Source organism: Actinokineospora alba (genome assembly GCF_004362515.1).
Classification (GTDB): Bacteria; Actinomycetota; Actinomycetes; order Mycobacteriales; family Pseudonocardiaceae; genus Actinokineospora; species Actinokineospora alba.
The window spans coordinates 5520083-5539842 of record NZ_SNXU01000001.1 but is presented as its reverse complement, the minus strand read 5'-3'; the positions used below and the strand labels follow the sequence as shown (position 1 = coordinate 5539842).

General features: G+C 71.6%; 25 protein-coding genes and 1 pseudogene. 14 read left to right on the top strand and 12 right to left on the bottom strand.

The window, feature by feature from the left end:
* Nucleotides 1-127: 127 nt before the first annotated feature.
* From C8E96_RS25450 to C8E96_RS25440, 3 genes are all read right to left on the bottom strand, one after another.
* Nucleotides 128-364, bottom strand: a complete 237-nt coding sequence (locus C8E96_RS25450; RefSeq protein WP_091369165.1) for an SHOCT domain-containing protein — start codon at nucleotides 362-364, stop codon at nucleotides 128-130.
* 25 nt (nucleotides 365-389) lie between these two features.
* Nucleotides 390-659: a DUF1876 domain-containing protein gene (locus C8E96_RS25445; protein WP_091369160.1), complete on the bottom strand. Its 270-nt coding sequence runs from the start codon at nucleotides 657-659 to the stop codon at nucleotides 390-392.
* 94 nt (nucleotides 660-753) lie between these two features.
* On the bottom strand, nucleotides 754-1215 hold the full coding sequence (locus C8E96_RS25440; protein ID WP_228769610.1) for a hypothetical protein: 462 nt from the start codon (nucleotides 1213-1215) through the stop codon (nucleotides 754-756).
* 244 nt (nucleotides 1216-1459) lie between these two features.
* On the opposite strand from C8E96_RS25440, the gene C8E96_RS25435 reads away from it, so the two are divergent.
* Together C8E96_RS25435 and C8E96_RS25430 are read left to right on the top strand one after the other, a co-directional pair.
* Nucleotides 1460-2134 carry a CBS domain-containing protein gene (locus C8E96_RS25435; protein ID WP_091369156.1) on the top strand — a complete coding sequence of 225 codons (675 nt, stop codon included), beginning with the start codon at nucleotides 1460-1462 and terminating at the stop codon, nucleotides 2132-2134.
* A 14-nt stretch (nucleotides 2135-2148) separates the two neighbouring features.
* Nucleotides 2149-2403: a PLD nuclease N-terminal domain-containing protein gene (locus tag C8E96_RS25430; RefSeq protein ID WP_091369153.1), complete on the top strand. Its 255-nt coding sequence runs from the start codon at nucleotides 2149-2151 to the stop codon at nucleotides 2401-2403.
* A 56-nt stretch (nucleotides 2404-2459) separates the two neighbouring features.
* Here the strand turns inward: C8E96_RS25430 and C8E96_RS25425 are convergent, their stop codons facing one another.
* From C8E96_RS25425 to C8E96_RS25415, 3 genes are all read right to left on the bottom strand, one after another.
* The gene (locus C8E96_RS25425) at nucleotides 2460-3479 is read right to left on the bottom strand and encodes an Acg family FMN-binding oxidoreductase (protein WP_091369149.1); all 1020 of its coding nucleotides are present in this window, start codon (nucleotides 3477-3479) and stop codon (nucleotides 2460-2462) included.
* On the bottom strand, nucleotides 3476-3979 hold the full coding sequence (locus C8E96_RS25420; protein ID WP_091369146.1) for a flavodoxin domain-containing protein: 504 nt from the start codon (nucleotides 3977-3979) through the stop codon (nucleotides 3476-3478). The genes C8E96_RS25425 and C8E96_RS25420 overlap by 4 nt, the downstream gene beginning before the upstream one ends.
* 240 nt (nucleotides 3980-4219) lie before the next feature.
* Nucleotides 4220-5134 (bottom strand): GerMN domain-containing protein, encoded by a 915-nt coding sequence (locus C8E96_RS25415; RefSeq protein ID WP_091369143.1) that lies wholly within the window; start codon nucleotides 5132-5134, stop codon nucleotides 4220-4222.
* 167 nt (nucleotides 5135-5301) lie between these two features.
* Here C8E96_RS25415 and C8E96_RS25410 point away from each other — a divergent pair, with 167 nt between their 5' ends.
* Complete coding sequence (locus tag C8E96_RS25410) at nucleotides 5302-6216, top strand: ABC transporter ATP-binding protein (RefSeq protein WP_091369140.1); 915 nt, start codon at nucleotides 5302-5304, stop codon at nucleotides 6214-6216.
* Nucleotides 6213-7805, top strand: coding sequence for an ABC transporter permease (locus C8E96_RS25405; RefSeq protein ID WP_091369137.1), 1593 nt, complete (start codon nucleotides 6213-6215; stop codon nucleotides 7803-7805). The genes C8E96_RS25410 and C8E96_RS25405 overlap by 4 nt, the downstream gene beginning before the upstream one ends.
* 71 nt (nucleotides 7806-7876) lie before the next feature.
* Here the strand turns inward: C8E96_RS25405 and C8E96_RS25400 are convergent, their stop codons facing one another.
* Nucleotides 7877-8338, bottom strand: coding sequence for a GyrI-like domain-containing protein (locus C8E96_RS25400; RefSeq protein ID WP_091369133.1), 462 nt, complete (start codon nucleotides 8336-8338; stop codon nucleotides 7877-7879).
* A 20-nt stretch (nucleotides 8339-8358) separates the two neighbouring features.
* Nucleotides 8359-9348 carry an Acg family FMN-binding oxidoreductase gene (locus C8E96_RS25395; protein ID WP_091369129.1) on the bottom strand — a complete coding sequence of 330 codons (990 nt, stop codon included), beginning with the start codon at nucleotides 9346-9348 and terminating at the stop codon, nucleotides 8359-8361.
* A gap of 161 nt (nucleotides 9349-9509) precedes the next feature.
* Here C8E96_RS25395 and C8E96_RS25390 point away from each other — a divergent pair, with 161 nt between their 5' ends.
* Together C8E96_RS25390 and C8E96_RS25385 are read left to right on the top strand one after the other, a co-directional pair.
* Complete coding sequence (locus C8E96_RS25390; protein WP_091369126.1) at nucleotides 9510-9791, top strand: DUF1918 domain-containing protein; 282 nt, start codon at nucleotides 9510-9512, stop codon at nucleotides 9789-9791.
* The gene (locus tag C8E96_RS25385) at nucleotides 9791-10249 is read left to right on the top strand and encodes a universal stress protein (protein ID WP_228769609.1); all 459 of its coding nucleotides are present in this window, start codon (nucleotides 9791-9793) and stop codon (nucleotides 10247-10249) included. Before C8E96_RS25390 ends, C8E96_RS25385 begins: the two co-directional genes overlap by 1 nt.
* Before the next feature lie 57 nt (nucleotides 10250-10306).
* On the opposite strand, the gene C8E96_RS33540 is transcribed toward C8E96_RS25385, so the two are convergent.
* Both C8E96_RS33540 and C8E96_RS25375 read right to left on the bottom strand, forming a co-directional pair.
* Nucleotides 10307-10768 carry a universal stress protein gene (locus C8E96_RS33540; protein ID WP_166658116.1) on the bottom strand — a complete coding sequence of 154 codons (462 nt, stop codon included), beginning with the start codon at nucleotides 10766-10768 and terminating at the stop codon, nucleotides 10307-10309.
* A gap of 229 nt (nucleotides 10769-10997) precedes the next feature.
* Nucleotides 10998-11756 carry an SDR family NAD(P)-dependent oxidoreductase gene (locus tag C8E96_RS25375; RefSeq protein ID WP_091369116.1) on the bottom strand — a complete coding sequence of 253 codons (759 nt, stop codon included), beginning with the start codon at nucleotides 11754-11756 and terminating at the stop codon, nucleotides 10998-11000.
* Between the two features lie 185 nt (nucleotides 11757-11941).
* Between C8E96_RS25375 and C8E96_RS25370 the strand changes: the two genes are divergently transcribed.
* Genes C8E96_RS25370 through C8E96_RS25360 form a run of 3 tightly spaced genes read left to right on the top strand, consistent with a single transcriptional unit; the run spans nucleotide 11942 to nucleotide 14327 of the window.
* Nucleotides 11942-13204 (top strand): NAD(P)/FAD-dependent oxidoreductase, encoded by a 1263-nt coding sequence (locus C8E96_RS25370; RefSeq protein WP_091369113.1) that lies wholly within the window; start codon nucleotides 11942-11944, stop codon nucleotides 13202-13204.
* Nucleotides 13205-13222: 18 nt separating this feature from the next.
* Nucleotides 13223-13579: a DUF5655 domain-containing protein gene (locus tag C8E96_RS25365; RefSeq protein WP_228769608.1), complete on the top strand. Its 357-nt coding sequence runs from the start codon at nucleotides 13223-13225 to the stop codon at nucleotides 13577-13579.
* Nucleotides 13580-13598: 19 nt separating this feature from the next.
* On the top strand, nucleotides 13599-14327 hold the full coding sequence (locus C8E96_RS25360; RefSeq protein ID WP_091369110.1) for a dienelactone hydrolase family protein: 729 nt from the start codon (nucleotides 13599-13601) through the stop codon (nucleotides 14325-14327).
* Between the two features lie 12 nt (nucleotides 14328-14339).
* Here C8E96_RS25360 and C8E96_RS25355 read toward each other — a convergent pair whose 3' ends face one another.
* Nucleotides 14340-15224 (bottom strand): polysaccharide deacetylase family protein, encoded by an 885-nt coding sequence (locus C8E96_RS25355; protein WP_091369107.1) that lies wholly within the window; start codon nucleotides 15222-15224, stop codon nucleotides 14340-14342.
* Between the two features lie 214 nt (nucleotides 15225-15438).
* Here C8E96_RS25355 and C8E96_RS25350 point away from each other — a divergent pair, with 214 nt between their 5' ends.
* From C8E96_RS25350 to C8E96_RS25330, 5 genes and pseudogenes are all read left to right on the top strand, one after another.
* A complete protein-coding gene (locus tag C8E96_RS25350) occupies nucleotides 15439-15642 on the top strand; it encodes a hypothetical protein (protein WP_091369103.1) in 204 nt (67 codons plus the stop codon).
* Nucleotide 15643: 1 nt separating this feature from the next.
* Nucleotides 15644-16258, top strand: coding sequence for an acyltransferase family protein (locus tag C8E96_RS25345; RefSeq protein WP_091369098.1), 615 nt, complete (start codon nucleotides 15644-15646; stop codon nucleotides 16256-16258).
* Between the two features lie 46 nt (nucleotides 16259-16304).
* Complete coding sequence (locus tag C8E96_RS25340; RefSeq protein ID WP_133794770.1) at nucleotides 16305-16889, top strand: Rv1733c family protein; 585 nt, start codon at nucleotides 16305-16307, stop codon at nucleotides 16887-16889.
* 24 nt (nucleotides 16890-16913) lie between these two features.
* Nucleotides 16914-17069, top strand: a pseudogene (locus C8E96_RS34505) (DUF4342 domain-containing protein); the annotation flags it as partial.
* 148 nt (nucleotides 17070-17217) lie between these two features.
* On the top strand, nucleotides 17218-17859 hold the full coding sequence (locus C8E96_RS25330) for a LiaF domain-containing protein (RefSeq protein ID WP_228769607.1): 642 nt from the start codon (nucleotides 17218-17220) through the stop codon (nucleotides 17857-17859).
* A gap of 348 nt (nucleotides 17860-18207) precedes the next feature.
* Here the strand turns inward: C8E96_RS25330 and C8E96_RS25325 are convergent, their stop codons facing one another.
* Entirely contained in the window at nucleotides 18208-19575 is a 1368-nt protein-coding gene (locus C8E96_RS25325) for a wax ester/triacylglycerol synthase domain-containing protein (protein WP_091369089.1), read from the bottom strand.
* Nucleotides 19576-19760: the final 185 nt, after the last annotated feature.

Sequence of the window (19760 nt, the reverse complement as noted above, 5' to 3'; positions counted from 1 at the left end):
GCCCGGTGACGGCCACCATTTCGGCGGCGACGGCGGAGCGGGTGAGGCCGACACAGTTGCGGACCGCGACGGGTATCCGCGCCGCGATCCGATCGGGTATCGGAGGTTGAGTCCGCCGTAACGTCGGTCAGCCGGTGAGGGTGGATCGGCGGGCGCGGTACTCCTCGGCGTCGATCTCGCCGCGGGCGAAGCGCTCGTCGAGGATCGCGCGGGCGCCGGAGTCGGTGCGCTGCTTGCCGAAGTGGCGGATGACCAGGACGGCGACGGTGATCAGACCGCCCCAGAACACGATCATGGCGACGATCATCATCAGCGTGCCCAGCCAGCCCGTGCCGCCGTAATTGCCGTAATCCCATCCGTGCATGTCGAACTCCTCGGTCGAGCCGCGGTCAGCGGGTCAGGTCGGCGGGGCGGTGGGTGACCGCCTCGATGTCGGCGACGGTCGCCTCGAGCAACTTGTGCGCGAGGTCGGACAGGGCGCGGGCGGTGGCGAGCTCGTCACCGATCTCCGGGACGTTCGTGTCGCTCGGGGCGAGCCGGGCGAGCCCGATACCGACGAGAGCGGTGTTGTCCCGGGTGGTCAGGCGTGCCTTCGCGCGGGTGCGCTCCTCGTGCTCGTCGATGAAGATGTCGACGCGCCACTGCTTGGCTTCGGTCATGGTGTGCCTCCTGGGGGTCGTCTTCCAGGGTCCGCGCGACGGGTGCGTGGGCAGAGGGGCGAAGGTCCCGTCACCTCGGGACGATCGCCGCGCGTCAGCGGCGGGACGGCTTGCGGCGCAGCGAGTCGATGGCGGCCCACGGGTCGTCGCCGGTGTCGGCGGCGGCGGCGAGACTGGCCCGGCAGGCGCGCACCAGCTGACGGGTGGCTGCGGTGTCGGGGGTGCGCGCGCACTTGGGGCAGCGCAGCCGGACGTCGCCGGTCAGCGCGTCGATGGCGATGTCGACCGGGCGGGAGCAGTCGCGGCACCAGCGGTGTCCGGTCACGGGGATCACGTGCAGCGGCGAGGACACGCAGTCGTGCAGCCAGCGGCGGTGGGTCCAGCAGGTCATCCGGTCGAGCGGATTCAGGCCGTCGGCCTCGGTGTCGTCCTCAGTGGACAGTGCGACGGCGAGGCGGCGGTCGCGCAGGTCGGCGTAGCGGTCGTGGACGCGGCCCGCCGGTTCGACAGCCGGGGTCCGAGTGGCGGTGGTGGTGGTGACTCGGTGCTGGAACATCGTCGGTTCCTTTCGCGTGGTTTCGGTACCTGTCCACCATGACCGTCGGGCTGTGACCGCCACCACATCCCATCTTCCCGTTTGTGCCGCGCCCTTCAGTCCTGGCGGGCGGGGACCAACGGCGCGGTGAGGGCCCTGGTGAACCGGGACCTTCGGCCGCCGTCGGCGGGAACTGCTGCTCTGCCGTCCACTCGGGATCCGGGGTTGCCTGGTGGGGAGAAACCGAACGACACGGGAGGCGGACATGCCCGAACTGACAGTGGCGGCCGTGATGACGAAGAAAGTGGTCGCGGTCGACCCCGGCACACCGGTCAAGGACGTGATCTCGACCCTCGCGCGCAACGCGATCAGCGCCGTGCCGGTGCTCGACGAACAGTTGCGCCCGCTCGGCGTCGTGTCCGAGGCCGACGCGCTGGCCAAGCACGAGTACCACGCGGGCACCGACGACCCGCCCCCTTGGTACGCCCGGCGCGATCGCAAAGCCCAGTGGCTCAAGTCGAAGGGCAACACCGCGGCCGACATCATGACCTCGCCCGCGGTAACGGTCGGTGAGGACGAACCGCTGACCGTGGCCGCCCGTCGCATGGCCGAGAAGCGGCTGCGCCGCGTGTTCGTCGTCGACACCATGGGCCGTGTCGTCGGGGTGCTCTCCCGCCGCGACGTCCTCGGCACGTTCCTACGCGACGACGAGGACGTCCGCGCCGACATCGAGCGCCAGGTGCTGGCCAAAGGCATGTGGCTGATCCCGGGAACCGTGACCGTCAAGGTCCACGACGGCATCGCCACCCTCTACGGGACGCTGGAGCACCGCAGCACCGCCGAGGTCGCCCGCGTCCTGACCGGGGCCGTGTCCGGGGTCGTCGGGGTGCGCAGCAACCTGCGCTACGAGATCGACGACGCGGTCAGCACCGGACTGTGAGACAGGAGAAGGACATGACGCGCAAGAAGTGGAGTGACCTCAAGCCGGGGCAGCGGCGGGGATTCGTCGCGGCGAGCCTCGTCGAGTTCGCGCTCGCGGCCGCCGCATGGACCGACCTGGCCCGCCGCACTCCGGAGCAGGTGCGTGGCCGCAAGCCCCTGTGGGCCGCGGCGATCGCGGTGAACTTCGTCGGCCCGATCGCCTACTTCTGCTGGGGCAGGGTGCCTGCCGACCGCGGACACGGGTCCGGTGGCGCGGACGTTGTCTGAGCCTTGTTCGTGACCGGCGGGCCCTTGGGCCCGCCGGTCACGTCTATGCCTGTGATCTATCCGCGGCGCACGCAGGGGGCGGCGCCGGGCAGGAACGCGGTGACCTGCTCGGCGGGCCGCCGCTTGCTGCGGGGCAGCGCGGGGGCCGCGATCGGAGCCCAGCCGACCCGCAGCACGAGGTGGGGCACACCAGCGGAGTCGAGCACGTTCTCATGGACGCCGCTCCGGGCGACGGGCACCTCGACGGCCTGGGACAGCGGGCAGGTCGCCAACCCGAGATCGGTGGCGGCGAGCAGCATCGCACTGGCCGCCTCACCGGCGCGCAGCCGGGACACCGGGTCGTCGTCGGGGGTGGTGAGGACGAGCAGTTCCCCGCCGTCGACGGCCGAAGGCTCCACTGTGGACTGCGGGAGCGAGCCGCAGGCGAAGGTGCGCATCGGGGTGTCGCCGTGGCGCTGTCGGCCCGCGGGCGCGCTCGCGCTCAGCACACCTTCGGTGGCACCGAAGCCGAACCCGCTCCAGAGAGCCATCTCCGTGCTGTAGGCGGGATCGTTCTCCTGCAGGTCAGCCGCCAGCCGCATGGCGGTGGCCAGTCGGTGCCTGCGGATCGGGTCGGTGACGGGCACGGCGACGACACCCTGCCGGGCCGCGTGCTCGACCAGCAGGTCCACATGCCCCTGGGGCACCGGCCACGACGAGTACCGCCGCCGGTCCGTGCGCCTGCCCATGATGGCCGCCGCCAGCGCGACGTCCTCATCGGACGGGTCGGCCGGGTGCAGCTCGATGGCCGCCAGGTGGTCGGTGTCAGCCGGGTTGGGGATCCGGTGCACCCGGCTCGCCCAGCCCAGCGCTGCGAACGCGACCCTGGCGTGGTGCAGGGTGGCGCCGCAGCTGAGCAGCAGGTCGTGGCCGTCGGGGTCGGTGACGGGCACCTGCCGGGTCCAGTCGGCCATCAGGTGCAGCGACTGCCGCCCGATGAGCCAGCGCCACGGCTGGGTGTTGTGCACCGACGGGGCGCGCGTGGCCAGGGCCAGCGCGCCGTACATCGTCTCGGGGTCGGGCCGGTGGCGGCTCATCGGTGTTCCTCGCGGTCCGCGGTCAGCGCCACGGCGAGGGTGCGGGTCCAGGCGAGGATCTCGTCCCAGTCGCGGGCGTCACCCGGCATCCGCTTGGCCAGCAGCCGGTCGATCGGGCCGGTGGCCAGCTTCGGGTCCAGGCGCCCGCCGAACACGGTGGGCGGCGGGGCCCCGATGCGGCCCGCCCATTTCGCGGCGAACGGCGACGGAGTGATCGTCTCGGGTCGCTTGCCGACCCAGCCGCTCTCGAAGAGCCACACCCGGCGGGCGGCCAGAGCTGGGGCGTGCCGCTTGACGAAGCGGGACGCCTCCGGGCGCCACCGGCCCGCGTAGACCGCGCTGCCCAGCACGACGGTGTCGTACCCGTCGAGCGTGGTCACGTTGGCCACGTCGCGCACGTCCGCCGACACCCCCAGCCGCAGCAGTTCCACGCCGATGGCGTCGGCGATTTCCTTGGTGGAGCCCATTTTGCTCGCGTAAGCGATGAGTACCTGAGTCATGCGAACAGCGTCGCCGCCATGCGCGCGGCGGTGGCAGGGCAGTTGTTCCCGTCCCGGGTCGACCTAAGTCACGCCGGCACCCTCACGACCGGGCGGCGGGCCGACCTCCGCCGCGGGCGCAGGCGCCCCGGTTGTGGCCGCGGATTCCACCCCCAGCGCAGGGCGGACCGGCTCGGCGGTGAGCCGTCCACCGCGACCACGATCTCGTTGTTCGCCATTCGCGTGTGCCTCGGTGCGCGCTCATCGGGTGAGGTTCACGGGGATCTCGGCCACGACGACGCGGCTGCCGTCCTTGGGCGAGGAGTACCAGGCGATCAGCTTGCCGGTGCCTGACTGGGGCACGGTGAAGCGCAGGGTGACGTCGAAGGCGCCGCGGGTGCCGGTGCCCGAGGTGGCCATTACCCGCCGGTCGGTGAGTGAGCGGCCCGAGGGGTCGACGAGCTGGAGTTGGAAGACAGCTTCGAAGGTGTTCGCCGTGCCGTACACGCGCAGGGGGCTGCGCGCGGTGGTGCCGATGGTCGGCGATTCGATCAGCACGGCGGGGGAGAGGTCTTCGTAGTCGGCCCTGGTCTGCGGGTGGTCGAGGATGATCCCCTCGCCGCCGAAGACCGTCACCGGGACACCGTCGAGCCGGAAGTTCACCCGGTCGATCGTGGCGAACCGGGTCAGGGTGAACACGACCTGCGCGAGGCGCGAGGTCATCGACAGGGTGCCGCCGCCGGAGGCGAAAGTCCCCGACAGGTCGACGGTGGCGAGCCCGCCCTGCAGTGCGACGCCGCGCAGCGTGGTGCCCGCGGGGACGCTCGACGACATCCCGGCCTGCTGTTCGGCCGCTGTCGGCCCCTGCAGCAACGCGCTCACCGCCGCCGACGCGACCGCGGGTGTCTGGACCTGCCTGCGGGTGGCGATCAGCTTCTCCCCGCGCAGGAAGTACACCGACACGCCCGCGGTGACGGCCGGGGGCTGGGATGTCGAGGTCGTGGGTGCCGCGCTGGGCGGGGTGGTGGGCGTCGAACCGCTGCCCGGTCCGCTGCTCGCGGTGCTGGTCCCGGCGGGTGGGGTCGGCTGTGGCGTGCCGGGTTCCGAACGGCCGCATCCGGTCGCGGCGACCGTGGCCAGGAGAACACCGAGAACTATTTGTCGGCGGATGGACATGTGAAGCCTCCATGGTCAGTTGACCTGATCGGACACCGTCACCGGCTGGGGTGCACAGTCGCCTAGGTCCCACCCCGACAGTGCCGTTCGACCGATGAGCCCTTCGGATGCCGGTGCTGGGACCTAAGGTCCTTCACCACCGGGTCGCGCGGGCGCAGTGTGGCGCCATGACTACTGCGATCCAGACGGAGTCACTGGTCAAGTCCTTCGGCCGCACCCGCGCCCTCGACGGGATGGACCTTGAGGTCCGCACCGGTGAGGTCCACGGGTTCCTGGGGCCGAACGGCGCCGGGAAGACCACCGCCCTGCGCGTGCTGCTCGGCCTGCTCCGGTCAAACGGGGGACGAGCCACCGTCCTCGGCGCGGACCCGTGGCGCGACGCGGTCGAGCTGCACCGAAGGCTGGCGTACGTGCCCGGTGACGTCACCCTGTGGCCCGACCTGACCGGCGGCGAGGTGATCGACCTGCTCGGCAGGCTGCGCGGCGGGGCCGACCCCCGGCGGCGGACCGAGCTGATCGAGCGCTTCGACCTCGACCCCACCAAGAAGTGCCGTGGCTACTCCACCGGCAACCGGCAGAAGGTCGCGCTCGTCGCCGCGCTCGCCGCGAACGTTGAACTGCTGCTGTTCGACGAGCCGACCCTCGGGCTGGACCCGCTGATGGAGGCGGAGTTCCGCGGCTGTGTCGCCGAGGAACGGCGCGCGGGCCGCACGATCCTGCTCTCCAGTCACATCCTCGCCGAGGTCGAAGCCGTGTGCGACCGGGTCACGATCATCCGCAAAGGACGGACTGTGGAATCCGGGTCGCTGACCGACCTGCGCAAGCTGACCCGGACGTCGATCACCGCCGACCTCGCCGGGCACCCGGACGGGCTCTCGACGCTTCCGGGTGTGCACGGGCTGCGGGTCGAGGGCAACCGGGTCCACTGCCACGTCGACACCGGCTACCTCGACGGCGTGCTCGCGCACCTGGCCGTGGCGGGGGTCCGCGGCCTGGTCAGCAGGCCGCCCACCCTGGAGGAGCTGTTCCTGCGGCACTACGGCGACCAGCCCGAATCCGAGTCCGCGGCGGGGCCGCGATGACCGGGCCGGCGGGCACCGGCGCGCTGGTGCGGCTGGCGCTGCGCCGCGACCGGGTCCTGCTGCTGGTGTGGATCGCGGTGTTCGCCGCGATCGCGGCTGTGTCGGCGAAAGCCACCGTAGGGCTCTACACCACCGAACAGGCGCGGGTGCAAGCCGCGGAGATGTTCAACCACACGAAGTCGCTGACCGCGCTGTACGGCAAGGTCTACGACCCGACCTCGGCCGGTGCGCTGGCCATGGTGAAGCTCGGCGGCAGCGGCGCGGTGATGGTGGCCGTCCTCGCGATCCTGCTCGTGGTCCGCCACACCCGCGCCGAGGAGGAGACCGGGCGGCTGGAACTGGTCGCGGCCACGGTGGTCGGCAGGCACGCCCCGCTGACCGCCGCCATCATCATCGCCCTTGTCGCCAATGTCGCCCTGGGCGTGTGCACCGCCGCCGCGCTCGTGGGCGCCGGACTCCCCGCCGACGGATCGCTGGTGTTCGGACTCTCCTGGGCCAGTGTGGGCATCGCGTTCGCCGCGATCGCCGCCATCACCACCCAGGTCAGCAGCCGGGCCCGAGCCGCGCGCGGGTTCGCGATCGCCGTGCTCGGTGTGGTCTACGTGCTGCGCGCGGTCGGCGACACCGCGTCGGAGTCCGGGCCGCGGTGGGTGGGCTGGCTCTCGCCGATCGGGTGGGGCCAGCAGTTCCGCCCCTACGCGGGCAACCGGTGGTGGGTGGTGCTGATCACCACAGGTTTCGCCGCGGTCGCCGTGGCAGCGGCCTACCTGCTCGCCGCGCGGCGCGACCTCGGCGCCGGACTGGTGCGCGAACACCCGGGACCGGCCACGGGTCCGCGGCTGCGTGGGCCCCTGTCACTGGCGTGGCGGCTGCAGCGCGGATCGCTGCTCGCGTGGGCGTCGGGTTTCGCGCTGCTCGGGGCTGTGTTCGGCAACATCGCCTCCAGCGTCGGGGACTTCTTCGACAGCCCGGCCGCCCGCGACATGGTCATGGCACTGGGTGGGGAGAAGGGACTCACCGACGCGTTCCTGGCCACCGAACTCGGGTTGGTCGCCCTGATCGCCGCGGCCTACGGCATCACCTCGGCGATGCGGCTGCGCGCCGAGGAGACCGCGTCGCGCGCCGAGCCCGTGCTGGCGGCCGCGGTCGGCCGCACCCGCTGGGCGCTGAGCCACCTGGTGGTCGCGCTGGGCGGGACGACGGTCCTGATGGTGGTTCTGGGCCTGAGCGTGGGGTTCGCGCACGGCGCCCGGGTCGGCGACCTGGGCCAGGTCGGCCGGGTCCTCGGCGGAGCGCTCGCGCAGCTGCCCGCGATCTGGGTGCTCGTCGGTGTCGTGGTCGCCGGATTCGGTTTACTGCCAAGGATTTCGGCGCTGGGGTGGGTGGTGCTGGTGGCGGTGGTCGTGCTCAGCGACCTCGGCCCGCTGCTGGAGCTCGACCAGTGGGTCATGGGCCTCTCGCCGTTCACCCACCTGCCCAAACTCCCCGGCTCGGACTGGACTCTCACACCGCTGCTCGGGTTGAGCGCCATCGCCGCTCTCATGAACGCGGCGGGCCTGGCCGGCTTCCGCCGCCGCGACCTCGGCTGAACCACAAGCGGTGCACACAAGTCGGCGCCCGCCGGGGAAGGCGAGCGCCGATTTGGGCGACGACCGGTCGCCTACGTGTCCACCGGGACGGACACCTCGGTGATGAGATCGTCCACACCGGCGGCTTGGTCCGGGCCGACGAGGTAGGTCTCCGTGGCTGGGCCGGCCGCGTGCCTGCCCGACGCCCGGATCCACTCGTCGAGCGCCTCGTGGGCGGCGCCGATGTCGTCATAGGCGCCGCGGTGTCGGGTCGTGGCGACGGTGGCGGCCTCCTGCCGGATCACCCCGGCGGTGTCGTCGGCCGAGCCCACGGGGACGGTGAAGTCCACCTCGATCGGCTGGTCCGGGCGGAACTCGCCGCGGTAGGTGATGGCGGGCGGACCGGTGACGGGCAGGTGGGCTTGCCCTGCCCGCTGGTACAGGTCCGCCATCGCCATGGCGACGTCCTCGCCCATGTTCTCCGCGCGCAACGTGCGGCTCATCCTGAGCACCAGATGTGGCGGGGTCTCCAGAATCGAGATCTCATACGGCACGGCGTTGGTTCCCTTCAGGATCAGAGGGTCGCGCTGATGTCGGCCACCGCGCGGCGCGCACTGGCGGGCAGCGGCTCGGCGGAAGTGGGCGCCCACCCCACCCGCAGCACCAGCTGGGGGATGGCGGCGCCGTCGAGGACGGTGTCGCGGATCAGGATCCGGCTGTCGGCGACCTCGACCGCCTGCGACAGCGGGCAACTCGCCAACCCGAGTTCGGTCGCGGTCAGCAGCACCGCGCTCGCCGCCTCACCGGCGCGCAGCCGCGACAGCGCGTCGTCGCCGGGCGTGGCCAGCACGATGAGTTCACCGGCGTCGGGTTCGCCGCGGCGCACCGGCGATTCGCGCAGCTCGCCCCCGGTGAACGTGCGCATCCGGGTGTCGCCGTGGTGTTCGCTGCCCGCTGGTGCGGCGACGGCGGGGACGCCGTCGGTGCTCACCCGGCTCCGGCCGCTCCACTGGGCGATCTCCGCGGCGTACTCGGGGTCGCGCTGCTGCCGCTCGGCGGCGAGTTCCATCGCCACCGCGAGCCGGTACCGGGCGTCCGTGTCGGTGACCGGGATCGCGATGACACCCTCATGGGCCGCGCGCTCCACCAGCAGGTCAAGGAGTTCGGCGGGCACCGGCCACGACGAGTACGCGCGCCGGTCGGTGCGCCTGCGGGTGATCGCCGAGGCCAGTGCGACGTCCTCACGGGACGGTTCGGCCGAGACGAACTCCACGGCCGCCAGGTGATCGGGTGTCGCCGGGTTCGGGATGCGGTGCACCAACGTGGCGTAACCCAGCGCGGCGAACGCGACCCGCAGGTGGTGCAGGGCGGCGCCGCAGCTGATCAGCAGGTCCCGGCCCTGCGGGTCCGTGGCGGGCACCTGGCGGGACCAGTCGGCCATCAGGTGCACCGAGTCGTCCCCGATCAGCCAACGCCACGGCTGCGAGTTGTGCACCGAGGGCGCCCTCGCGGCGAGTTCGATCGCGTCGTTCACGGTGACGCGGTCCATATCCGTTGCGGCCATGACCTTTCCCTCCACCAACTCGTCTGCGGTCACCTCAACTGTCGGGCGCGCGCGGGGTGCGGGCGAGAGACCGAGGTCCCGCCGCGGCGGGCCCAGATGCCCTGTCGACGGCACGGCCGGACAACGACCGTGATGGGTGAGACAGGACGGGAGGACCGCGCATGCACGCCGAACCTGGTGACTGGCTGGTCATCGAACGCTCCGACATCGAGCACCACGCCCGCCGCGGCCGCATCGAGCAGGTCCGCGGCGCGGGCGGCACACCGCCGTTCGTCGTGCGGTGGCTCGACACCGACCGCGTCGTGCTCGTGTTCCCCGGACCCGACGGGCACGTGGTCAGCGCCGCCGACCTCGCCGCCGCCGACGCCGCCGCGAACGCCCGCTTCACCCGCGTGCAGCGGGAAATCAGCGCACACCCAGTTCACCGGCCGGAGGAGTCATGATGCCGCAAGGACAGCACACCCAGACCATCGTGGTCGGCGTCGACGGGTCGCCGACCGCCGCCGCGGCACTGTCGTGGGCGGTCGAGGAAGCCGCCCGGCGCGGGTGCCCGGTGCGCGCGGTGACCGCCGCGCCGCAGGATGCCCCCGGTTACTTCGTCGAGGGCATCGCCGAACAGATCGACACAGTGGGACGGCACCGGCCCGGCGTCGCCCTGTCCCACGTCTACCGCACGGGCGCGCCGGGCAAGGTCCTCGTGGCCGACGCCGCCGACGCGGCGATGCTCGTGGTCGGCAGCCACGGTGTCGGGCGGATCGTGTCGGTCCTGCTCGGCTCGGTGACCGCGTACTGCGTGCGGTTCGCCGGTTGCCCGGTGGTCGTCGTGCCGAACACCATGGCCGTCCGCGAAACCGCCACTGCCCCCATGGCGGAGCCGGCGCTGCCCGGGCCACTGCTGTAGCGGGAAAGGCTTGTGGGCGGGACCCGCGTACGGGTCCCGCCCACAGCTGTGCGGGGCTCAAACGGCGGGGACGATCACGACCGGGCAGGTCGCGTGCCGCAACAGGTCCGCGGCGAACGCCCCGACCCCGGTACTGACGTGCGTGGGGTGGTGGTGGGCGCCGATGACCAGCAGGTCCGCGTCCTCGGCGATGCGGGCGAGTTCACGGCCGCGGTGCCCCGGCACGACCGTGTCGACGACCGGCGGCGCGTGGTCGACCTGAGCGGCGGTCTCGGCAACCAGGTCGGCGAGACGCTGCGCGTCGGTGCGCTCCCGCGGCCGCGGCGGGCCGCCATAGGGGTTGAGACCCATCGCGGCGGCCGGGACAAGTCTCTCCGGTGACGGCGCGGTCAGCTCCACCGCCCGCACGACCGCGGTGTGGCCACGCGCTTCCTCCATCGCCCACCGCAGCGCCGCCCGGCTGCGCGGCGACCCATCGATGCCGACGACGATCCTGTGTTCACGGCTGGCAGTGTCCACGGTTGTTGCTCCTGTCTGGGTGTCCGCACCGGCCCGAGAGACGGAGACGCCCGTCGTGGGGGAGCGACGGGACGGTCCGGGCGTGCGTGCCGCGGCACCACGCCGGTCCGCTCTCGGGCCGGGGACCGGGATCAACTCCCGGTACTTCCAAGGCTTCGCCACCGCGCCGGTGCGCCACAGAGTCGATGGTCTCGACCGCACGGTGGCGGAAGTCTGCGCCCGTCCCGGGCTACTTGGCGAGGAAGCCGCCGTCGATCGGGTAGTACGTGCCAGTGGCGAAGGACGCCGCGTCGCTGGCCAGCCAGGTCACCAGCTCGGCTACCTCCTCGGGCGCGCCGATGCGCCCGAGCGCGTGCTGGGCCGCCAAGGCGTCGAGTGTGGCCTCGTCGAGGTGCTTGGTCAGCAGCGGCGTCCGGATGAACGCCGGGCCCACGGAGTTGACGCGGATCCCGTCGGCCGCGTGCTCCCACGCCGCCACCTGGGTCATGCCCACGACACCGTGTTTCGCGGCGGTGTAGGCGCTCGCGGTGGGAAAGCCGACCTGGCCGAGGATCGAAGCCATGTTCACGATCGACCCGCCGCCGCTCTCACGCATCGCACGGATCGCCGCGCGCTGCGTGAAGAACACGCCGTCGAGGTTGATCCCGATGACCTGGTGCCAGCCCTCGTCGCTGTAGTCGCCCGATGGGCTCGCCTCGCCGCCGATCCCCGCGTTGCACACGGCGATGTCGACTCGGCCCAGCGTGGCCACAACGTCGGCCATCGCCTGGTCCACGGCCGCGCTGTCGGCGACATCGACGACCACACCGTGGGTCCGGTGGCCGTAGCGGGCCAGTTCCTTGAGCGTGTCGTCGATGGCGTCCTGGTCGAGATCCCAGATCGAGACGTCGGCGCCGGAGCGAGCCATGGCGTGCGCGCACGCCCGGCCGATTCCGGAGGCGCCGCCGGTGATGACGGCGACCTTGTCGCCGAGTTCATAGTCGATCATGGCAGTCCCTTCGTGGGTGTTCCCCCGACGATGCGAGGTCCGCCCCTTCGCGGGGAGGGGCGACGGTCCCGGCTCAGGCGGGTTCTTGTCCCCTTCGTCACGGGACGTTCGGCGCTGACCCCGCGGCCCGCGTGGCGACTTCGATCAGGGGACAGGCGCGGTTCCCCAGACGCCAAGGAGTTCCCATGGCCCCGAAAGATGTCGTCGTGCTCGGCGCGGGCTTCGCCGGGTTGGAGACGGCCTTCCAACTCGCCGCCCAGCTCACCGACGACCAGGTCGCCACCACCGTGGTGTCCGACCGCGACGACTTCCTGTTCAAGCCCAACACCATCTACCTGCCCTTCGGCGCCGCCGAGGCCCCGCTGCACATCCCACTCGCCAAAGCCATGGCGCGCAGGGACATCCGGCACCGGATCGGCACCGTGACGGACGTCGACGTCGCGGGTGGCCGGGTACACCTGACCACGGGCCTGCCACTGCACTACGACCGGCTGGTGATCGCCACCGGCGCGGCCATGGCGCCCGAGGAGGTGCCGGGCCTCGCCGAGCACGCCTACCAGGTGTGGACGTCGGGGCAGCTGCACCGCCTCGGTGAGGCGCTGCAGTGGGCCGTGGCCGACGCCCGGTACGGCAGGCAACAGCGGGTGGTGTTCCTGGTGCCGCCCGGCAACAAGTGCGCCGGACCGCTCTACGAACTCGCCTTCATGCTCGACACCTGGCTGCGCCGCCGCGACGTCCGCCACCAGGTCGAAGTGGTGTTCCGCACCTATGAGCACACGTTCGTCCAGGCGTTCGGCCCGCGGCTGCACGAGGTGGTCACCGCGGAGTTCGCCGACCGTGACGTCGACGGCCGCACAGGTGCGGTCGTGACCAAGGTGGGGGAGTCGGAACTGCTCTTCGAGGGCGGAACCGAGGAGTACTACGACCTGCTCGTCGCGTTCCCGCCCTACGTCGCTTCCGTGCGCTACGAGGGATTGGCCGCCGACGACCGCGGATTCCTCACCTGCGACCCAGCGAGCCGCGCGCTCGTCGACCACCCCGAGATCTTCGCGCCCGGCGACGCCGGCGACTTCCCCGTCAAACAGGCGTTCCTGGCGTTCCTGCAGGCCGACGCCGCCGCCGGGGCGATCGCCGCGGAGATCCGCGGCACCGCCCCCGCCGACGCGTTCAGCCCGACCGGCATGTGCGTGATGGAGATGTTCGACAAAGCCACCTTCGCGCAGGTGCCGCTCATCGAGACCGGCGACCCGTCGGCCCCGGTCGCGGTGAACCAGGACCAGGCCGACGCCTACCGGGTCGGCACCAGCCCCATCTGGCGGCTGGGCAAGAAGGCCCTCGGCCTCTACCTGCCGATGCGGTTCCGCCGCGGCCTGCCGTTCCACTCGGGCCTGGGCTGGCGGGCGATGGAGGTGGCGCTGCGCGTCGGCGCCCGGACACTGGCCCGCTGACCAGCCACCATGGAGGGCATGACGCTCGAGGAGTTCCTCGCGGGCCACCCGTTCGCGGCGGCGGTGTTCCAGCGCACCTGCTCGATCGTCGCCGCGTTCGGCCCGTTCACCGTTCGCGTCAGCCGCAGCCAGATAGCTTTCCGCCGCTCGAGAGGATTCGCCTACCTGTGGCTGCCCGGCCGCTACCTCGCGAAACCGGACGCCGAGGTGGTGCTGTCGATCGCACTGGACAGGCAGGTGGACTCCGCGCGGTTCAAGGAGGTGGTGAACCCGGCGCCCGGGCACTGGATGCACCACCTTGAGATCCACGACCTCGCCGACCTCGACGACGAGGTCGCCGCCTGGCTGCGCGAAGCGGCCGAGACCGCGAACTGAGTCCGAAGGACGGATCGCCATGACGGACCTACAGGTCAAGACCCCGCTGGGACTCATGCCCGCCTACCTCGCGGTGCCCACTTCGGACCCACCCTGGCCGGGCGTGGTCGTCGTCCACGACTTCACCGGCATGAGCACCGACCTGCGCGCCCAAGCCGACTGGCTGGCGGGGGAGGGTTTCCTGGCGATCGCCCCGGACCTGTACCACTGGGGGAGTCGCCTGGGCTGCCTGCGCACGATCATGGGCGACCTGGGCAGGCGGCGGGGAAGGACCTTCGACGACATCAAAGCCGCCCAGAACTGGGTTGCCGACCATCCGGACTGCACCGGGACCACCGGTGTCATCGGGTTCTGCATGGGCGGCGGCTACGCGATCGCCCTGGCCCCGGGCAACGGCTACTCCGCCGCCTCGGTCAACTACGGCGGCTGCCCCACCGACGCCGAGTCCTGGCTCGGCGAGGCCTGCCCGATCGTGGGCAGCTTCGGCGGCGCCGACCGGTCGCCGCTGGGCCGATCCGCGGGTGCGCGGATGGAGCGGGTGCTCACCGAGCTCGGCGTCGAGCACGACGTGAAGATCTACCCCGGCGTCGGGCACGGGTTCATGAACGACCACGACCCCGCCGACCTGACCCCCATGCTGCGACTGCTGGCCCGGATCTCCGGCACCCGCTACGACCCGGACGCGACGGCGGACGCCCGCCGCCGCGTCATCGCGTTCTTCGACAAGCACCTTCGACCCCCACGGTGATTGCCGGCCGGGTCAGCCGAGGGCGGCGTCCATCGTCACGAACCCGTATCCCCTGGCGCGCAGCGCGTCGATCATCCCGGGCAGCGCGTCGGCGTCCAAAGTGGACTTGTCGTCGGGGTTGGAGCCGATGTGCATCAACACGATCTCGCCGGGCCGCAGCGCGTTCAGGGTCCGCTCGGTCACCTGGGCGGCGGTGATCCCGTCGCTGGTTCCCTTCCAGCCCAAGGTGTCGACCGTCCAGCGCACCGAGACATAGCCCGCCGCGTTGACCGCGGAGATGGCGCGGGCGTCACGGTCACCGAACGGGAACCGGAACCACGGGCGCGGGTCGGCGCCCGCGGCCCGGATCGCCCGCTCGGCTTGAGCCAGCTCGTCGGCGACCGCCGCGTCGGACATCCCGCGCAGGTGCGGGTGCGTCATGGAGTGGTTGCCCACCCGGTGCCCGCCCGCCGTGATCGACCTGACCCCGGCCGGGTTCGACCGCGCCCACGTGCCGGTCAGGAAGAACGTGGCGGGCACCTGCTTGGCCGAGAGCGTCGCCAGGATCTTGGACAGGCCCGCCGAGTTCGCGCCCGCGTCGAAGGTCAGTGCGACGACCTTGCGGGAGGTGGGCAGCACCGTGAGGTCCTGCCCGCGCAGCGCGGCGGGAAACGGTGGGGCCTTCGTCGTCGGCGCCGTCGAGGTGGTGGGCTTCGGTGACGGCCGCGTGGTCGACGTCGCGGTGGCGGACGCCGACATCGTCGTGGTCGTCTCCATGGTGGTCGAAGCGCCCGGCTCCGCCACGTCCGGTTCGTCACTGCCTCGGGTGAGCACCACCGACAGCACGGCTACCAACAACACCACCAGCGCGCTCGCTCCCACCGCGACCAGGCGGTGCGTCCTCAGCCACGTGATCATCTGTCATTCCCTTTGCGGATAGTCCCACCGAAAGCAGACCTCGCGCGGGATCGCGCCCGGCAGCCGCGAAAGACACCACGCCGAGGGACCAAAGTCCGACACCGTGACCGGCCAAAGCTCCCTTGGTCCCCGGTGACCACCGCCTTTCGACTCTCCGCCGGGGCCGCCGCAACGGCTGTCCTGAAGAGCGACAACCTCCGGGAAAGGCACCGCCATGAACCGAAAGATCACCATCCTCGCGACCGCGCTCATCGCCGCCACCCTCACCGTGCTGGGCGGCGGATCCGCGCAAGCAGGCACCGGAAAGGAGTTCGGCGAACACGTGTCGACGTGCGCTCAGACGATGGGCTTCCACGCCGATCACAACCCGGGAACGCACACCGGGTACGCCGGCTGGGACGGCCACACCTGCCACTGACATGTCCACGACCAGCGAACCGAGAACAAGCACCAGGCTGCCGCAGATCGACAACCTGAAGACCCTGATGGTCGCCTGGGTGATCAGCGGGCACGCCCTGCTGGGCTACTCGGCCACCGGCGGATGGGCCTACGACGAGAACAACGAAGTCACGTTCACCCCGGGCGTCGAGTTGGCCCTGGGCACGATCCTGGGCTCGTCCGGGCTCTACATGATCGGGGTGTTCTTCTTCGTCGCCGGCCTGTTCTCCCCCGAAGCGCTGGCTCGCAAAGGCGCGGGCGGCTTCACGCGGAACCGGTTGAGGCGGCTGGGTGTGCCCTTCCTGGTCTCGGCGCTGCTGCTGTGGCCGCTCTCGATGTGGCTGGCCTACCGGGCGGCGGACCGCGAGGGCGCGCCGTGGGACGTGATGCTCGCCCGTGAGCCGCTGCTGGACTCCGGTGCCCTGTGGTTCGCCGGGATCCTGCTGATCTACTCGCTGGGTTTCGCCGCGTGGCGCCGTTTCGGCAGGCATCGCCCTGTGCTTCTGGCTCGGCGCCCGCCTGACCCGGCGCTGACCGAAGTCCCGGCCGGACGGGGGCCTTGTGCCGTGTGGCGGCCGCCACCGCACGCGCTGTGATTGTCCCGCGACACCAACAGAGCCGACAGCGAGAAGGGGTGCCGAGATGCTCTCCACAATGGACCTGAGCCGACTGGTCCGCCGCTTCTGGCCCGGGCGCTCCTCGCTGGCCAGGCCGTCGGACTGGATCGAGGCGGGCAGCCTGCTCATCCTCGTCCTGTTGTTGATGGTGGCGGTGCCGGTGGCGGGCGCAGTGGGCTCCGAGGTCTACAACACCACCTCGCAGCTGGCCCAGCGGCAGCGCGACGACAGGACGCCGACGACCGCGACCCTCCTCGATCCGGCGCCCGGCGTCGAACGCGGCGCACTGGGCGAGCTCGTGCGTGCCTCCTGGGTGCAGCCGGACGAACAGGTCGCGGTCGGGAAGGTCAGCGTGCGCCAGGAGGCGGCCGCGGGTGACCGCGTGGACATCTGGGTCGACCGGTCCGGCGAGGTGACCCTCGCGCCGATGACCGATGGGGGAGCGGTCGTCGCGGCGGTGGCGACCGGCGTGATCGCCCTGTGCCTCGGCGTCGTCGGACTCCTCCTCGCCTACTTGCTCGTGCGGTGGTCGCTGGACCGCTTCCGGCTGCGCCGCTGGGCGGACGAGTGGACCCGGGTGCGCGTCGAGTGGACGACCAGACAGGAATAAGAGACACAACCAAGGAGACACGTCATGACGCTGAACCAGGAAGCCAAAAACGACCGGCGCGCGGCGGTGCTGCTGAGCGGGCAAACGTGGCTCGATGACGCCAAGCGGCTCGTCCACCAGGGCAATGTCCGCCGCATCGTCGTCCGCGACAGCCACGGCGACACCGTGGTGAAACTGCCCGTGACCGCGGCGTCGTCGCCGCCGTGGTCGCGCCTGCCGCGACCGCGCTCGGTGCGCTCGCCGCGCTCGCGGGCCACTGCACGATCAAGGTCGAGCGCCCCGCAAGCCCTGCCGCCGATGGACCCGGGACTGAGCCGGAGGACCGGTCATGAAACCCGTGCGGCTCTGGATCGGCCTGGTATTGCTGGTCCTCGGCACATTCCTGGCCCTCGACGCGCTCGACGTGCTCGACGCGCTCGACGCGGGCACCACCATCGATTGGTGGTGGCCCGCCGCGCTCAGCGGGCTCGGCGTGGTCGCCATGATCACCAGGGGCGGGTCTCGCTCGGCCCGCCGTGGTCACCGGGTTGGGCCTGATCCTGCTGGCCGACACCAACGGCTGGGCCGACGAGGACCTGATCGGGCCCGCGCTGCTCATCACGATCGGCATCGTTGTGCTGGCCAGTGTCGTGCGCAACCGCACCCACGACCACCTCTCCCGGCGCCGGTCGCACTGTTCGGCGAGGCCAAGACCACCGACCACGGCGAGCACTTCGAACACAGCACCGTCTCGGCCGTGTTCGGCGGCGCCACCCTCGACCTGCGCGACGCGCACATCGACCGATCGGCCACAGTGGACGCGTTCGCCCTCTTCAGCGGTGTCGATGTCCTGGTGCCAAGGGGATGGCGGGTCTCTGTCGGTGGGCTGCCCATCTTCGGCGGCTACGAGGACAAGACCAGGGGCAACGGCTCCCTGCCGCGGACGCGCCGCTGCTCAAGGTCAACGCGACCGCGATCTTCGGCGCGGTAGAGGTCAGCGACGAACCCGCGGGCCGCGCCTCGGATGACGACTGATCACTGCGGGACGAGCAGGATCCAGACGGGATCGCCCGACAGCGGGAAGGCCTCGCAGGACGGTGACGGTGCGCCGCCATCCCCGTGGCGGGCGCGGGCGCGAACTGCAGCGGCGACCGACTGGAGCGGCTTCGCTGCGGCCGGAAGGGAAGCCAGGCGGGACTCGAGTCGCCCCGGGGTCTCAGCCAGTTCGGACACCGGCGTCGATGGTCGCGGATGGCAGCTGGTGTTGGCGGGCGCGGTCCGCCGCTAACGCTCGCACCCGAGCGCATTCGAGCCGCCAGGACAACGCCTTCATGGTTCCTCATCCCGCGGCGGCGACGGTGTGCGTGATCAGGTCCAATTCGGTGCGCAGGCCCGCGGTCAGCGCCTCGAGGTCCGGAAAGTGATCCGGATCGACGATCACCGTGACGGTCATCGTTCCCGCATACGACACGGCGTCGAAGCAGGCGGTCATGTTGCCGCCGTCGGCCAGGGCGAGCGGTATCGCCGAGGTGATCGGTGATCCATCGAAGGCCAGTCCCTCGAAAGGCACGCGGACGTGGCTCACGAGCGTGTGCAGGCGGCGCTGGTGGGTCATGTACCACCGGTAACCGCCGAGCGAGGCGAGCGGTCGGAACAGCCAACCCAGCACGGCGATCGGCGGCGGCCCGGTCGCGTCGGCCTTGTGCGCATGGACCTCGGCGGCGACTGTCCGCAGGCGCTCACCGACGTCGCCCGCTGTCGGGACCTGGACGAGCAGTGGTGCGACCACATTGCCCAGTTCAGGCCCGCTGTCCGACCGGCCGGACACGGGCACTGCGATGGCGATCCGCTCGACGGACTCACCTCTGATGGTCAGCACCCGGTGCAACGCGCCTGCCACCGCCACCAGCAGGGCGTCGTTCGTCGTCGCGCCGTGGCGGTGCGCGGCGGTCCTGAGCGCGGCGCGCTCGACGCGGACCACGGCGGCGACCAGACGTGGGCCCGTCCGCTGAATCAGTGAACACGGGGCGGCCCGCAGCGGGCGAAGGCCACCACCCGCGCTCATCGAAGCCCGCAGCATCCGCCACGCCGCCCTGCCGCGGCGCGGCGCGCGTAACCGGCCCAACAGCGCCTGCCGGAGGAGGCGGCCTCGAGTCGGGCGCGGCCGTGGGAAGTCGCTCTCGTTCGTGGCGCTTGGACCGTCCACCAGGTTAGCCAGGACTGCGAGCCCGCCCACACCATCGGCGAGGACGTGGTGCAGCACGACCACCAAAGCGAACCCGCCGCCGGAAAGTCCGCTGACGCACACCACCGACCACAGCGGCGCATCGCGCGGCAACGGTGTGGCGATCACGGAGATGGCCGTGTCCAGCAGTGCCCGCTCGTCACCTGGGGCAGGGCACACCACGGCGCGCACATGGCGGCCGATGTCGAACGTGTCGTCGTCCACCCAGATCGGACCGCCGCACCCAAACGGAACCCGGATCAGCCGCTGCCGTAGCCGGGGAATCGCGGGGACGCGCTCGGCGAGCAACTGTCGGACACGGGAGAAGTCGACGGTGCCGACCTGATCGATCCGCAAGACCACGCCGAACTGCGCGGGCACCTGCCCGGTGTCCATCGCCAGGAACGCCCGGTCCGTGGGACTCGCACGGTCGACGATCGGCTCGCCAGGCCGTGAGCGTTGGTGGCGCACCGTGTCAGTCATATCCCGAGTCGACGCGCCGGCGCTCGGGCCTGCAAGAGCCCAAAGGTCCCGCCGCCATGGACTGAGGTCTCGCCAGGCCGGAGACGCTCGGCTCAGTCGATCGGCGGGCGGCTTCAACCAACGGCCCAAGTCTCGCCGAGTACGTCCTGAACCTTCAGGACGAAGGGCTCTGTATGTGGCCTTGG